The 15,526-nt window shown below is 57.5% G+C and carries 12 protein-coding genes; 8 read left to right on the top strand and 4 right to left on the bottom strand.

Annotation, left to right across the window (positions count from 1 at the left end):
• Nucleotides 1-95: 95 nt before the first annotated feature.
• Nucleotides 96-2,957: a DUF1553 domain-containing protein gene (locus NHH03_RS18300; protein WP_253158432.1), complete on the bottom strand. Its 2,862-nt coding sequence runs from the start codon at nt 2,955-2,957 to the stop codon at nt 96-98.
• Nucleotides 2,958-3,562: 605 nt separating this feature from the next.
• Between NHH03_RS18300 and NHH03_RS18305 the strand changes: the two genes are divergently transcribed.
• The 5 genes from NHH03_RS18305 (at nt 3,563) to NHH03_RS18325 (ending at nt 6,782) form a co-directional block, all read left to right on the top strand.
• On the top strand, nt 3,563-4,054 hold the full coding sequence (locus NHH03_RS18305; RefSeq protein ID WP_253158433.1) for a 3-hydroxyacyl-ACP dehydratase FabZ family protein: 492 nt from the start codon (nt 3,563-3,565) through the stop codon (nt 4,052-4,054).
• A 20-nt stretch (nt 4,055-4,074) separates the two neighbouring features.
• Complete coding sequence (locus tag NHH03_RS18310) at nt 4,075-4,464, top strand: acyl carrier protein (protein WP_253158434.1); 390 nt, start codon at nt 4,075-4,077, stop codon at nt 4,462-4,464.
• Nucleotides 4,464-4,970 carry a 3-hydroxyacyl-ACP dehydratase FabZ family protein gene (locus NHH03_RS18315; RefSeq protein ID WP_253158435.1) on the top strand — a complete coding sequence of 169 codons (507 nt, stop codon included), beginning with the start codon at nt 4,464-4,466 and terminating at the stop codon, nt 4,968-4,970. The genes NHH03_RS18310 and NHH03_RS18315 overlap by 1 nt, the downstream gene beginning before the upstream one ends.
• 124 nt (nt 4,971-5,094) lie before the next feature.
• Nucleotides 5,095-6,381, top strand: coding sequence for a beta-ketoacyl-[acyl-carrier-protein] synthase family protein (locus NHH03_RS18320; RefSeq protein WP_253158436.1), 1,287 nt, complete (start codon nt 5,095-5,097; stop codon nt 6,379-6,381).
• Entirely contained in the window at nt 6,378-6,782 is a 405-nt protein-coding gene (locus NHH03_RS18325; protein ID WP_253158437.1) for a hypothetical protein, read from the top strand. The genes NHH03_RS18320 and NHH03_RS18325 overlap by 4 nt, the downstream gene beginning before the upstream one ends.
• A gap of 231 nt (nt 6,783-7,013) precedes the next feature.
• Here the strand turns inward: NHH03_RS18325 and NHH03_RS18330 are convergent, their stop codons facing one another.
• Together NHH03_RS18330 and NHH03_RS18335 are read right to left on the bottom strand one after the other, a co-directional pair.
• Nucleotides 7,014-7,883 (bottom strand): hypothetical protein, encoded by an 870-nt coding sequence (locus NHH03_RS18330; protein ID WP_253158438.1) that lies wholly within the window; start codon nt 7,881-7,883, stop codon nt 7,014-7,016.
• Nucleotides 7,884-7,907: 24 nt separating this feature from the next.
• A complete protein-coding gene (locus NHH03_RS18335; RefSeq protein ID WP_253158439.1) occupies nt 7,908-9,326 on the bottom strand; it encodes a hypothetical protein in 1,419 nt (472 codons plus the stop codon).
• Between NHH03_RS18335 and NHH03_RS18340 the strand changes: the two genes are divergently transcribed.
• A complete protein-coding gene (locus tag NHH03_RS18340; RefSeq protein ID WP_253158440.1) occupies nt 9,314-10,375 on the top strand; it encodes an extracellular solute-binding protein in 1,062 nt (353 codons plus the stop codon). The genes NHH03_RS18335 and NHH03_RS18340 overlap by 13 nt on opposite strands.
• 596 nt (nt 10,376-10,971) lie before the next feature.
• On the opposite strand, the gene NHH03_RS18345 is transcribed toward NHH03_RS18340, so the two are convergent.
• Nucleotides 10,972-13,284, bottom strand: coding sequence for a DUF4159 domain-containing protein (locus NHH03_RS18345; RefSeq protein WP_253158441.1), 2,313 nt, complete (start codon nt 13,282-13,284; stop codon nt 10,972-10,974).
• Between the two features lie 197 nt (nt 13,285-13,481).
• Here NHH03_RS18345 and NHH03_RS18350 point away from each other — a divergent pair, with 197 nt between their 5' ends.
• Both NHH03_RS18350 and NHH03_RS18355 read left to right on the top strand, forming a co-directional pair.
• A complete protein-coding gene (locus tag NHH03_RS18350; RefSeq protein ID WP_253158450.1) occupies nt 13,482-14,480 on the top strand; it encodes an AAA family ATPase in 999 nt (332 codons plus the stop codon).
• Complete coding sequence (locus NHH03_RS18355) at nt 14,477-15,397, top strand: DUF58 domain-containing protein (RefSeq protein WP_253158442.1); 921 nt, start codon at nt 14,477-14,479, stop codon at nt 15,395-15,397. Before NHH03_RS18350 ends, NHH03_RS18355 begins: the two co-directional genes overlap by 4 nt.
• The last annotated feature ends 129 nt before the right edge of the window (nt 15,398-15,526 follow it).

The following is a 15,526-nucleotide window of genomic DNA, read 5'->3' on the forward strand; positions in this document are numbered from 1 at the left end:
CCTCGCTCACGATTCGGGTTACCATCAAAGCGCTGGCTGCAAAACTCACGCGTCGGGTTGGGATGAAAAATGCCACTTCAAAAACTCATTTGGCTTCAGTCAAGCATTCGAAATTCTGTGGCGGCAAAAATGGCTGCGACCAGATCGCGCAAGTCTTGTGGGTTCGCTTTGGCCGCTCCCTCAGTTGAGCGCCCCAAATAATTTTCGATCATTTCCGCTTCCGTCTCGGTCGGTTGGCGCGACAAACAGATGCGATACACGGCATTCAATTGCCCCACCCAATCCGATTCGGATTGATGAATTCGGTCGGCGGTCGCCGTGGCCCAGCGGTTCACATCCTCGCTGTTGATCAACACCAACGACTGTGTCGGCACGTTGGTGGTCGGCCGTTTGCCGACTAACAAATCCGGGTCCGCACCATCGAGCGCCATCATCAACGATGAAACATTGCCTCGAATCACCGGCAGGTAAACACTGCGTACCGGTTGATCAATGCCTGCCGCAACCGCTTGGGTACTGGCGACATTCTTGGTGACCAGGACGCCTTTGTCGCCGACCGGATCAATGGGCTCTTGCGAGGTCAATTCGCCGGCGGCCAGCAGCATGGTGTCGCGAATCGATTCGGCGCTCAGCCGTTTGCGGTGCGTTCGCCACAACAAACGGTTCTCTGGATCGGTCATCGCCGCGTGCGGCTGATGGGTGCTCGAACGGCTGTAGGCCTGGGAGCAGACGATGCGACGGACCAGAGGTTTCAGCTGCCATCCGTCACGCATGAAATCGATCGCCAAAGCATCTAACAATTGCGGATGCGAAGGCCGATCACCGCGTTGTCCAAAATTATCGACCGTGCGAACAATGCCTTCGCCCATTAGATGCATCCAAACCCGATTGACCATCACTCGGGCCACCAGCGGATTGTCGGGATCCGTCAGCCACGCGGCCAATTGCAATCGGCCGCTACCGACCGGCGATGCGATCGCTGCGTCACCGGAACTGCAGACTTGCAAGAACCCGCGGCGGACGGTGTCACCCAAATTCTTGACTTCGCCGCGAATGTGCACCGGGCTGTCGGTGATTTGATCGCTGGGCAAATCACGCGGCGACATCGCCTGGGGAATCGGCGGCGGGGCGTCGCGTTTGTGCTGTTCCAGTTGTTTGTTCAACTGATCCAATTCGCTCTGTGCCGCGGCGATCAATTTGGCCGCCTTTTCAGCCTGCTCGTCAGCCTTTGTCTGGTTGGCCGGGTCCTGATCCGCCACTGCCAAAAACTGAACCGCATCGGCAATCAGATAGCCCTCGGACCCTTTATTCTGAAGCGTCACTACCGCGTCTTGCTGATCGGAAAACGCAAATCGACCGAGCGTCTTCCAGGGCACCGCGTCCGGTTTCTTTCGTTGATCGAGCTGCTGGGTTTGCACACCGTCGGCAGTTTCAATAGTCACCGGCACCGCGCGGGCTCGATTGGCGTTATGACTGTAGGCCAACCTCAGGTCATACAGACCGCTGGCCGGCAGTCGCGTCCGAAATTCAATCGATGATTTGCCGTCGCCAGAATTGTTGTCGTGGACGTACCCGCTGCCGATAAAGCCAGGCGTGTACGTCGACTGGACCCACGGGCCGGTTTTTTTGGCGTCGACGTCATCGACCACGACGCCCTGTGGTCCGCTGCGTTTGACGGTTTCCAAGTTCGACTTGGCCTGTTTGATCTGTTTTTCTAATTCGCTGGATTTCGACTGGTGGTCTTTGATCGCTTGACGATGTTCCGCGGTCGTCGGCAACTCGGTCCGATTCCAAGTGCTGACGTATTTCTGGGATTCGCCGTTTAAGGTTTGCGTGCTTTTAAAAATCCCCGCCAGCGCGTAGTAGTCGCTGGTCGGGATCGGATCAAATTTATGATCGTGACAGCGTGCGCAGCCGAGCGTCATCCCCAGGAAAGCGCGACCAATGGTATCGATCTGTTCGTCGACGACGTCCAAAATCAATTTCGGCTTGTCACGCTCACTCAACATCTTGGGCCCCAGCATCAAGAACGTGGTTGCCACGACGTTGTCGTGCCGCTGCCGGTCCGAATCAGCTGGCAGCAGATCGCCGGCAACCTGTTGGCGGATCATTTCATCCAGTGAACGCCCTTGGTCGATCGAATCGATTAGGTAGTCGCGGTATCGCCATGCGTCGTGAAAGGTCGCATTGAAATCGCTGCCGTTGCTGTCGGCATAGCGAGCGACGTCCATCCAATGCCGCGCCCAGTGCTGGGCAAAGCCGCGCGATTCCAGCAACTGGTCAACGATTTGGTTCCAAGTCGACCGGTCGGGTTGATCCATCCAACGTTTGCGGATCGCGTCGTCCGGTGGCAATCCCGTCAGGTCGTATGCCAAACGGCGCAGGCGAGTCTCCGCAGCCGCCATCGGATTGGCTGCGAGAGCGGCTTGATTCAACGCGTCACTGATCTGGTGATCGATCACATTGGGACCGATGGCCGATCGCTGCGAATCCGGCAACTGCTCGCGAAAATCCGAGATCGGCTGGAACGCCCAAAACTGGCGGCCTTGGTCCAGATCGATTTCGGCGGGCGCATTCGGATGCGTGGCCGTTTCGCGGCGAGTGGTTCTCGGATCGACCGCTCCGGCATTGATCCATTTGACAAAGTCCTGCACCACCTGTGGGGGCAGCGGTTGCTCCGGCGGCATTTCGCTGGACTCGTATCGAATCGCTGAAATCAGAACACTCCGATCCGCGTCACCGGGTTGGATCGCCGGGCCACTGTCACCACCATGGCGCATCGCGTCGGCTGAATCCAGCCACAATGATCCACCGATTTCGTCGGATTTTTCCGAGTGACATTGGTAGCAATGTTTGATCAAGACCGGGCGAATACGTTGTTCGAAGAACTCCGCCGAATCGGGTTCATAGGCCGCTGATGTCCCGGCCAGGACAAAAACCATGGCGGTGGCAACCATCAGCCCCAGTGGGCAGACAACTGGCAAAGTGGCCGAAACGCCCGGACAGACGCTTCTGGCTGACAGAATTCTGTCGGCGAGAGTTGTTAATTTTTGCGGAAATCGCATCGGGGCAGGGCCAGCTGGTGAGGTGGGCGATGCAGGCGGGTGGTCCAAGATACCAGGAGAGAGCCGCTCAAGCCAATTTTGGACATCCTTTTCGGAGTCTTTTTAAATTCAGCAAGGGGGCTGTAACGACCATCGCTCTCCCGCAGCGGCCCACTAAGTCCCCGATACGCCCCTCATCCACTCCATCGGATCGATGCCATCGATCCAATGCACGCCCGCCCGAGTCCAGTGAGTAAGCTGTACCGGTCGGTCTTTCCCGCCCTAATTGCCCGTCCCAATCGCCCGCCGAAAGCAAAGCGTTTATCGCCCCGGCAGGCCCCGCAACGCAGGCATTCCTGGGCTTTGGACGCATCTTGACCGTGCTGTGGTTGAGTGGTTGGTTCCAGATCACTATTTTGTGGCTGCGGAAAACAGCGAGTTTTCCGAATGGGTTGACGTTGCCGCTGCCGATATCTGTTCAGCCGTCTCGTAAATTTGAGTTCCGCCATCACCGTTATATGAAGTATCGCCAACTCGACCGCATTGTGACCCTGGAGCCCGGCAAACGGTTGGTTGCCGAACGCACTCTTCGGGCGGATGAGGAGCACCTGAAAGACCATTTCCCGCGATTTCCGGTGATGCCGGGCGTGATGATGCTAGAAGCATTGCACCAAGCATCGATCTGGATGGTCCGCACGGGAGATGACTTTGCGTCGCCATTGGTGTTGCTGCGTGAAGTCCGGAACGTGAAATTTGGCGATTTTCTTTCACCCGGGCAAACGTTGCAGGTGACTGCGGAGGTGATCAAGGAACAGGACGGACTGATCACGGTCAAAGCAATTGCCGAGAAAGAGGGTCGGGTGACCGTCAGTGCACGGCTGATCCTGGAGCGTTCGGGTAGCAACGAGCCGGCCGGTACTGGTATAGACGAGGACGTGAAAGAGCGTGCTCGAAAACAATTCAACGAGTTATTTGGTGACGTCCCTGTCACTGCCACTTCAACCACCTAAACGATTAGGGAAACCACGCGATGGCGTTATCAGAAGAAGAAATTTTCTCCAAAGTCCAATCCTCACTCGAAGACGCGCTGGGTGTTGACGATGACGAAGTGACAATGGATGCCACCTTGGTGGGCGACTTGGGTGCCGAATCGATCGACTTCCTGGACATCGTTTTCAAGCTTGAAAAAGCGTTCGACATTCAGATTCCGCGCGAAGAACTGTCGCCGGAAGACATTTTGACCAACAGCCAATACGTGCAAGACGGTGTGGTCACCGCCGATGGCCTGGCGGAACTGAAGAAACGCATGCCTTGGGCCGACCTGAGCGATTTCGAAGCTGACCCCAAAGTCCAGAACTTTGGCAATCTGCTGACCGTCGGCGACCTGTGCCGCTACGTCGGAAGCAAGGTCAACGACTGATGCGATGGTTTTGGGTCGATCGTTTCACCGAATTCGTCAGCGGCTCGCATGCCAAAGGCATCAAGAATGTCTGCTTGGACGAAGAGGTCGTGGACAACTACTGTCCCGGATTCCCAGTGCTGCCGCCAACCCTGATCATCGAAGGGATGGCACAGATGGGGGGAATCCTGATCGCCGAACATTTCGATTTTCGCAAACGCGTGGTCTTGGCCAAAGTCGGCAAGGGCAAGTTCTATGCGCCCGCGAAAACCGGTGACCGGCTGCATTATGACGTTCGTCTCGATGCAGTGCAGGACAACGGCGGAACGGTCGTCTCAACAAGCCACTGCGAAGGGGAACTTCAAGCCGAGATCGACTTGATGTTCGCCTTCCTGGAAGACGGCTTTTTGGTCGATGGCCCCTTATTCGAACCCGGTGATCTGAAGGTTATGCTACAGATCATGAATTTCTTTTCGGTGGCCGTCGACGCCAACGGGAATCGATTCCCGACCTACGAAAACCTGTAACCAAAGCGTTGCCGCGCGCTACAACAATCGGTGCTGCGTGAACCCTCCGTCGCTAGTGCGCCGGCGGAAAGCACACTTCGGCAACGCCCCCCCTCTCCCCATCTTCTGCCTCGAGTACATCAGCATGCAACGCCGTCGAGTCGTCGTCACCGGGATCGGCATGATCAACCCCATGGGCCACGACGCGGCCACCGTATGGGACGGGCTGCAAGCGGGCAAAAGTGGCGTGGCTTACACCACCCTGTTTGACGCCAGTGGTTTCCCCACCAAAATCAGTGCCGAAGTCAAAAATTGGGACCTGGCCCACAGCGGTGAATCGGCCGAACGCACCGCGCGGTTAGGGCGACACACCAAATTTGCAATCGGCGCCGCCCAACAGGCGGTCGACGATAGCGGAGTGCTCGATTCGATCACCGATCCGGTGCGATTCGGCGTCTACCTGGGCAGCGGCGAAGGCAATCAGGACTTCAGCACGTTCAGCACGATGATGACCGCCGCGATCGCCGGCGGCGACTACAACGCGTCCAAATTCATTGCCAAAGGGTTGGAACTACTCGATCCGGCCAAAGAACTGGAACAAGAACCGAACATGCCCGCGGCGCACTTGGCCACGCTGTTCAACGCCCAAGGCCCCAACATGAACTGCTTGACCGCCTGTGCGGCCAGCAGCCAAGCGGTCGGCGAAGCCACCGAGATGATCCGTCGCGGTGACGCCGACGTGATGCTGGCCGGCGGCACCCACAGCATGATCCATCCGTTTGGCGTCACCGGGTTCAACCTGCTGACGGCACTCAGCGAAAGCAATGACGAACCAACCAAAGCCAGCCGACCATTCGATCGACTGCGAAACGGTTTCGTCCTCGGCGAAGGTTCTGCGATGGTGATCTTGGAAGATCTCGAGCGAGCCACCCAGCGTGGCGCCACGATCTATGGCGAAGTCGCCGGCTATGGCACCACAGCCGACGCCTATCGTATCACCGACATCCCACCGGACGGACATGGCGGCATCGCTGCGATGCGAATGGCCATCGCCGACGCGGGGTTAAACCCGACCGACATCCAATACGTCAATGCGCACGGCACCAGCACCACGGTCAACGACAAAGTCGAATCGCTGGCCTGCCACGAAGTTTTTGGCCAGCACGCTGCCAAGGTTCCCGTCAGTAGCACGAAAAGCATGATGGGACACCTGATCGCCGCTGCCGGCGCGACCGAAATGATCGTCTGCCTGTTGGCGATGCGCGACTCGGTGCTGCCGCCAACGATCAACTACGAAAACCCGGATCCGGCCTGCGACCTGGACTACGTGCCCAACGAAGCCCGCCCGTCGGAAATCAAATACGCCCTGAACAATAGCTTTGGCTTTGGCGGACAGAACGTCACGCTCTGTCTGTCTCGATCACCACAATGACGGAATTCACCGACGCCGAATTGATCGCTTTCTTAGAGGAAGCTCTGTCCGATCAGCGTTCCACCGAACTTGAAGCCCAGCTTCGCCAGGACGCGGCCCTCAGAGAGCGATTGATCACCGTGCGTGGTCGTGAAACCGCCGGCTTGCACACCCTGGGTGCAATCTGGCGCCGCAGTCGACTGTCCTGTCCCACCCGCGAGCAACTCGGGCAATACGTGCTCGAGACACTGCCGGACGAAGAAGCCGACTACATCCGTTTTCATCTGGACACCGTCGAGTGCCGTTACTGCGCGGCAAATCTGGCCGACCTGCAATCGGCGTCTCAGCCCACTGATTCAACGGCCCGCCGCCGCAAGTATTTTCAAACCAGCGCCGGCTATCTACGCCGCGACAACTCCTAGGAAGGGGCGGCACATAGTTTCACGAAGCGTTGCATTATTGTGTCGCCCGCTGAGGCGATGGGGTCCATCTCCTTCAGTATCCGGCGACTGACGCCGCCGGCAGTCATTGTGTCGCCCGCTGGGCGTTAGAACGCGCTGGCTTCATAACTCACGCGTCAGGTTGCGATAGAGGCGCAACTTCAAAACGCGCGCGTCGATCTGGTCACGCTGCCAACTTCGCGACACTCCCGGTTATGCGCGTTGCAATTTCTCGAGTGGCACGTAGTAGCGAACGTAGCATTTGCCATCGGTAAACGGTTGACCGGCAGGGTTTTGTACCAGCACGGTCGCGCGGCGGGTGATGCGATTGACGCGGCCCTGCAGCCGATGCCCATCGTGATGAAACACCACGTGGTCGCCGACTCGGATGTTAAATTTCACCGCCGCTCGTTCTCGCTGGGTGATCAGGTTGTGCTGGTAATCGGTGTGCCCAAAGTACCGCCGGGCAATCGATTGAAAGCGGGCTTCGCTGCAATTCCCATCATTCCAAATCAGCATTTCGGTCAGGTGCACGAATTCGTGTTCGGTGATCCGCTGCATCGCTTCCAGCCGATCGCGACAAACACAACCGGCAACCTCGATCGGCCGCGAGACGTCTTCGAAGGTCTGGAACAACAATGTGCTCGAGAGCACCAATTCGAACTTACGTCGCCCGTTGTAGTTGCCTTCGGGGTATTGCGTGACCAGCTTGCCGCCCACACTGGTCATTCGAGAGGACAACTGAAACGACAGCCCTTCGGCAGCGGCCGCGGCAATGATTTGACCCCCAAAGAATCGGTCATCGTACAGTCGCACCATCCGCGACACGTCGTCCTGGCTGACCTTGCGAAAATTCGGACCGTCAATGCTGCGACTGGTGAGCAACATTTGCGCGTGGATTTCACGACGCCAACTGTCGCGTTGACTCGCTGGATATGCTTGGCGAGACACTTCGTCGGCAAGCCGGCTGAGCACCTGCGGGTCGCGCGGCTTGACCGCTGCGCTGGATCCACCCACAAACTGCCATGAGGTGGCAGGCTTTCCAGCCGTTTTGACTGGTGGTTTCTGTTTTCGACGCGTCATCCTGATGGTCTTCTAAAGCAATGTCTAGCGGGTCACCGTCACGGTGTAGTGCCCTTGGTTGTTGTCCATGCCATTCAATTCGTCGTTGATACGAAACAATAACCAACTGTGTTGGTCGAATGTGATTTCGATGTCGGCATCAACGGCTTCGATCTGCAGCGGCCGCAGCACCTGCCGTTCATCGCTGACGTTCGGCAGCACACACAATATCAATTGCCCCAGCGGTCGGTCGCCTGCGTAGTGAATGGTGACCCCCGGCGGCTGACTGACCCAAGGTTTCGTCGGACCGCTGTCCGTGCGATTATCCAATGTACATTGTCCGCTGGCTGAAATCTTGACTCGCATGCCTTTGGCAAATCGGCCGCCCAGTGACTGCCATCCACGATCGGATTGAATCTCGGCGCGAATCGGTTGGCCGTTCCACAGCCGGTCTTTCATCGACAGTTCGATTCGCTCTCGCGACCAATCGAATCCATAGTCCAATGTGTTCACCAACATTCGCCAACGCGCTTCGATGATCGGCCATTGTGGATCCAACTGGTGCCGCAGCGCCATGCTGAACGTCGGGCTGCGATCGCTTCCGCCGGCCGCGGCCTGCATCATGGTGGGGCGATAAGACGGGTATTCGGTCAACAACATCATCGCCGCCCAACTCCAGGCATAGGATTCCGCATCCCCCTTCAAATCACGCGGGTAATCCAACACAGTTTCCAACGCCGGCAATCGGTGTTCAATTCGACGTTGGGTCATCAATTTAAAACGCCCCCAATAGGGAACCGATTCACGCGACAGGGGAACTGTATTGACGATCACATCGGATCCCAATCCGCGATGCACGGACAACATTTCGGCGGTGCCTTCGGCAAACCAAGACGGCCCCGTTCCTCCGTACAAGAACACCGCCAATGCATGCACGCCTTCGTGCAGCAGCAGATGACGCGTGTAATAGTCGCTCGGTTGACGCATCAACCAGACCTTTCGGCCGACCGCATACCCGAAGATAAATTCCAGGTCGTCCGGAAGCAGACCGGCATCGTGAAATCGCTGGCGATCCGTCATCAAATAGGCGTCGATCGACCAATCGTCCAACTTTCCAGGCGGCAAATCAAAGAATCGTTCCCATTGAACGACCGCGGCATCAAACGCGATCACCAATTCGTTCAACGATTCCTGGGTGCCCGAATCGGACGTTAACACCACGTGTTTGCCACGCACCACCCGCAGCGCCGCGCTCGATTGAATCGCGGGATTCCCTGGCGAAGCGTCAACCGGATCCTGGGCGGTTGCGGTGCCGAACCCAAGCATCACTGCTAAACTGACCGAGAGCTGTACTAGCCGACAGAAATTAATCCAAACCATTTTGCCCGCGGCCACCGGCAACGAGGATTCGTTGTTGTGACCGAGGCGTCTGCCACTCGATTGATACTCCAATGTCTGAATCATTTCACCAGTTTAACCATCCCCGACGCGATCGACGATGCAGGGGAATCGGCTTTGTGTTGTTGCTGCTGGTCGCCGCTGGCTGCGTTCCAAAATCCGAATCCGACGTGGTCGTCTACTCTGCGTTGGATGAACAATTTGCCGCACCGATCTTCGCAGCCTACGAACGCGGTGTCGATCACGAAACCGGTGTGGTGGCCAAGTTTGACGTCGAATCGACCAAGACGGTCGGACTGGTCAACCAGATCATCGCCGAACAGAACTCACCGGTCTGCGATCTGTTTTGGAACAACGAAATCATGCACACCGTTCGTCTGCAGAAATTGGGACTATTGAAACCGCGCCGCTGGTCGGTCGCAGCCGGCTGGCCAACCGACATGATTGCCAGTGACGGTTCCTGGTGCGGGTTTGCGGCGCGTGGACGTGTGCTGTTGGTCAACACGGAAAAAATCAAATCCAAAGACGACTATCCCACCAGTGTTCGCGATCTAGCGGATCCCCAATGGAAAGACAATTGCGCCCTCGCACGCCCACTGTTCGGTACCACGGCGACCCATTTTGCAGTGCTGCGGGCCAATGACGGGCATGATGAAACATTGGAACTCTTGAAACAGATCCAGCAAAACGCGGTGGTCTTGTCCGGCAATAAGCAAGTCGCATTGGCAGTCGCAGCCGGTGAACTGGCGTGGGGACTGACCGACACCGATGACGCGATCATCGAACGAGATCGATTGCGCAACGTCGCGATTGTGTTTCCCGATCAACAGCCCGATCAACCGGGCACCCTACGAATTCCCAATACCATCGCCGTCTTGAAAGCCGCACCACACCCGGTGGCAGCCGAGGCACTCGCTGACTATTTGGTTTCGGCCAAAACCGAAGACCGGTTGGCGATGGGGGACAGCAGCCAACTGCCGGTCAGTCGGCACAGTGACTACAAGCCACGCGTCATGCCGTCCTATCCGGTGCGCTGGATGAAAGTCGATTTCGAAGCCGCCGCCGAGGGTTGGGAGCAGTGGGCGAAAGAAGTCATGGAAATATTTCCCGACTAGAGCGCCCGCCAGGATGAGTTTTGAAGCCAGTGCTTTCGCGCGGGCGTCGGTTTTTGGTAACCCGAAGCGTCAGCGAGGGATCCCGTCAACCGGCTAAATCCCTCGCTGACCGGGCTGTTGATTGTGTTAGCCAGTCGCAAGTTGGTGTGGAGGATTTATCCGACTGGATTTATTCTTTGCAGAAAACCCTCACCCGGGTCGGATAAATCCTCCACACCAGCGCCGTTGAAGCCAGCGCTTTCGCGCGGGCGTCGGTTTTTGGTAACCCGAAGCGTCAGCGAGGGATCCCGTCAACCGGCTAAATCCCTCGCTGACCGGCCTGTTGATTGTGTTAGCCAGTCGCAAGTTGGTGTGGAGGATTTATCCGACCGGATTTATTCTTTGCAGAAAACCCTCACCCGAGTCGGATAAATCCTCCACACCAGCGCCGTTGAAGCCAGCGTTTTCGCGCGGGCGTCGGTTTTTGGTAACCCGAAGCGTCAGCGAGGGATCCCGTCAACCGGCTAAATCCCTCGCTGACGCGTCGGATTGCAATAAAACCGCTGGCTTCAAAAGACGTTCGAATTCCGTCGCTGTAGCTGGCGGTCCGCGCTCGTTTATTGATTGAGCGCCATCTGCACCACGTTGGTGACGATCTTGGCTGCGTCTTCGGTTCCATAGCCGGGGCACTGGACCGAGTTTTGGCTTTCCAGCGCACAGCTTAAATCCAGGGGTGAAAACACAACCGCCACCACCCCATCGACTTCGGCATATTCCAGCAGCGGTGGCGAGGTTTGCCGTTGGACCTGTTGCCCGCGGCCGTTGCGGTTGATTCGTCGAATGGACACGCTGCGAAGGTCGTAGCCGTGATACAGCGGGCTGAGCATCGGGTGGCCGGCGGGCATCGCTTGCAGCTTGCTCTCTCCTAACACCATCGCAATTTGGTTTCGAAATGATTTGGCGAACGCTTCGTCACCGCAAATTGCGGTGCCCAAAATCACTCCGCCACGATCAATAAACCGTCGCAGCCCGGCGCGCTGATCGTTGGTCAACTGAAACTCGCGGCGACCATGCACCCACAACACCGAGACCTCAGCCAGCGACTGGTCGTCAAATCCAACCGGATTCAAGGGCACGCTGATCGGAACTTGGGTCTGGTTGCGAATGATCGTTGACACATTGGGTAGCGCCCGCCGTGCGTCTTCGCCACCGGCTCCTAAATTCAATTGGGCGATTCGTGTCGTGCCACGTTCGGTCGTGTCAATCGAATCGGCGTGCAACACCAGCTGGTTGTCCAGTTTGTCTTTCAATTCGCGCCCGGTCGCATAGGCAATGATGTTTTGTCCGATCCGGATGGAATGATCGATTTGTCGTCGCACCGGATCATCTGCGTCACCGCGCTGGAACAGCCGATCGCCCAACTCCCAGCGACAGGTCAACGTTTGCGGCACGTAAAACACTGCGGTGCGACAACAAGCTTGAACCCCATAGACCCAAAATCCATTGGGCATCGCATCGATCTCCACCTTTCGCTCAGCGCTCCACACCGGATGCGTTTCCGGCAAACGTTCCAAGGGGGCGTCGGGGTACCATTGGGTGCACAACTGACTCACGCTGGCGCGAAATTCCGCGGGGCTGCCACAGCCGTTATCGCCGCTGGAATCGAACAGGATCGTGCCGCCCTGATCGACATAGTCTTTTAGCAGCGCCGTTTTTGCCGCATCGATCTCGAGGGTTTCTTTCCCACTGATCACCAGCACCGGGGTTTGCAACAGATCGGACACACCGGCGTTATCCAACTGCACCGTTTGCCAGGTCAGATCACGTCCCCAAGCACGTTCGATGTGGCGAACCAATTGTCGCAGCGAATCCGGGTGGGGCTGCCATTGCTGGGGTTGATCGGCTGCGTGTTGCAGTTGGCCGATCACCACCTGACGTTTGCCCTTGGACAAAAACAACAAAGCAAACGAAGTCCCAACGGTGGGGATTTCCCAGTCACCGGTTGACCAATAGCCCTGAAATCCGTCTTGCAATGCGATCAGTTTCTCGGCGCCTTCGCGGTACCAATCATGACCGCCAAAGAAGCGTCGCCCCGACAGTCGACCGGTCCTTTCGATGGCGTACAAGTAGTAGAAAAACGTGCCCGCGTTGCCGCCCGGGTTGTTTTCCACACTGAATCGATTGCCCAGCCACGCCAGTCCTCGCTCGACCGGGTCATCCTGGCCGTCGTCACCGCCACAACAGCTGATCTGGCCACCTTGCACCGAGGAACTGGAATTGCCCAATCGTCCGTTGGCGATGATCAGTGAAGCGATTCCCGCACAGGTCATACTGCCCGTGGGGGCGCTGGCACCGTACCCCCAGCCACCGCCGGCGTGTTGTTTCTTGTGCCAATAATCGATGGCACGCTCAAACACCTGGGGCTCCACTTGAACGCCACGGTCTTGGGCCGCACCGAGCGCCAGCAAAGCGAATTGTGAATTCGATTGGTCACCGCTGGACTGGCGTTTCCCGCCGTAACCCCAGACGCCGGAATCGCGCTGGGATTGGGTCAGTTGAGCAACATTGTTGCGGATTCGCGGCAGGTCGTTGGCCGATCCATACTGGCAATACACCAGGGTCTGCAACGAAATTGAATAGGTATCGTCCGGTACGGTCGCACGCAAATACTTCATCGCGTTGTTGATCGCCGGGTCATCACGCGAAACACCGGCATTGAGTAACGCCAGCGTGCACAGTGACGACAATCCACAAGAATGACCTGAATATTCGTCCCAGCCACCGCGATCCGTTTGCGATTTGCGAAGATAGGTAATCCCGCGATCGATCGCACGGTTGACCGCCGCAGCATCGACATCAGCCCGTGCCGGTGACAAAGTTGCCGAGAATACGATCGCGACGATCAAAAGCAGCGTGATACAGCGAAACAATTGGTGATCCCCCTTTCCAGAAACACGTCCTTGCATCTTACACTGGTCGCACAGCCACCGGCACCACCGCCGATCACTCCTTCCCAAGTAACAAGCGACCGTCCGACGTGAGCGAATCGACGCCTCCACCACCGCCGCCAACTGGACCTCCCTCTGGACCGCCAGCCGGCCAACCCAGTGGCCAGCCCGGCCGCAACTTGGGCGACGTCCTGCGCGAGTTTGCCGACCATCAAACAACGATTCGCTCCGAACTGGCCAAAGTGATCGTCGGCCAAGATGAAACCATCGAGCAATTGTTGGCAGCGATCTACACCCGTGGGCACTGCTTGCTCGAAGGCGTGCCGGGGCTGGCAAAGACACTGATCGTCAGCACGCTGGCCAGCATCTTGGATGTCTCCTTCAAACGAATTCAGTTCACCCCCGACTTGATGCCGTCGGACATCACCGGCACGCAAGTGTTAGAGGAAGACGAACACGGCAAGCGGAGTTTTCGGTTTGTCGAAGGCCCGATTTTCACCAACGTGCTGCTGGCCGACGAGATCAACCGGACCCCGCCGAAAACCCAAGCGGCCCTGTTGGAAGCGATGCAGGAACGACAGGTCACCGTCGGTCGAGAAACGTTCACCCTGCCCAAACCGTTCTTTACGATCGCCACCCAAAACCCGATCGAACAGGAGGGGACCTACCCCTTGCCCGAAGCTCAGTTGGACCGGTTCATGTTCAACATCAAGCTGGACTACCCATCGGCCGCCGAAGAAGAACAGATTTTGACGACCACCACACGTGGTGATACCGCGACGGTCAATAAAGTCTTGTCAGGGCGCGCCATTTTGAACGTCCAGCAACTGGTCACCAGCGTGGCGGTCAATCCGTTTGTCATCAAGTATGTCGCTGCGATCGTTCGCGCGACCCGACCCTCGGACGAATCCGCGCCGACCTACATTCGCGAGCTGGTTGATTTTGGTGCCGGCCCCCGCGCCGGCCAAAATTTGATCGCCGGTGCCAAAGCGATGGCGGCAATGGAAGGCCGCTTCAGCGTGGATGTCAATGACGTCCGCCGTATCGCCATGCCGGTGCTGCGGCATCGTATCGGCACCAATTTCCAAGCCCAGGCCGAAGGCATGGATGGGGACGCATTGGTCGCGCGGTTATTGGACGATATCAAACCGCCACAACCACAAAAACTGGCCAAATGAGCGCGCCGCTGCTGTCACCTCAAGCACTCCAGCAAATCAAGCGGCTGGACTTGCGCGCTCGAATGGTGGTCCGTGGATTTTTGCAAGGATTGCACAGCAGCCCCTTCCAAGGTTTCTCCGTCCAGTTCAGTGAACACCGCCGCTACAACCGTGGCGATGACCCGCGTTTGATCGACTGGTTGGTGTATGCCAAAACCGACAAGTACTTCGTCAAGCGGTTCGAATCAGAAACCAACTTGGTCGGCTACCTGGTGATCGACCTGTCGTCATCGATGGGGTTCACCGAAAGCCAGTCCATGACCAAATTCGAGTACGTGACCTGCCTGGCGGCCGCGCTGACGTACTTGATGATCATGCAGCAAGACCCCGTGGGGTTGATCACTTTTGACGAAAAACTACATGCGGCGCTGCCGGCTCGTTCCCGCCGCGGTCACTTGGGCGATGTGATGGCACAGTTGTCCAAGCTGCAGCCCACCGGTGCCACTGACCTGCCGGCATCGCTGACACAAGTCGCCGCAATGCTCAAACAACACTCGTTGGTGATGCTGTTCAGCGACCTGTGGCCCAACGAAGACGGTGAAAAAAGCTGGCAGCAACAAATCGACGAAGTCATCTCGGCGCTCGCACGGATCAAGCACGGTGGCAACGACGTGATTGTGTTCCATGTTCTCGACGCCGCGGAAGTCGAATTCCCTTATGAGGGTCCGGTGCAGTTCACCGACTCGGAAAGCGGCCAATCGGTATCGGTCGATGCGACCGGTTTCCGCGAGGATTACCTAAGCGCCCTGAATGAATTCCGCGACGCCTATCGTGATGGATGCAACCGACTGCAAATCGACTACGTCCCCCTAGACACCAGCATGCCCTTCGACACCGCGCTGACCGAGTACCTGACCCAGCGACAAGCTCGATTCTAGCGTGAACGTCTGCCACAGAATCTGAAGCTGCGATCGAATCCCAACCCGACACGCGAGTTTTGAAGCCAGCGCTTTTATGGTAACCCGACGCGTGAGCGAGGGATTTAGCCGGTTGACGGGATCCCTCGC

Origin of the sequence: Stieleria tagensis (assembly GCF_024129865.1) — a bacterium.
In the GTDB taxonomy this organism is placed as follows: Bacteria; Planctomycetota; Planctomycetia; order Pirellulales; family Pirellulaceae; genus Stieleria; species Stieleria tagensis.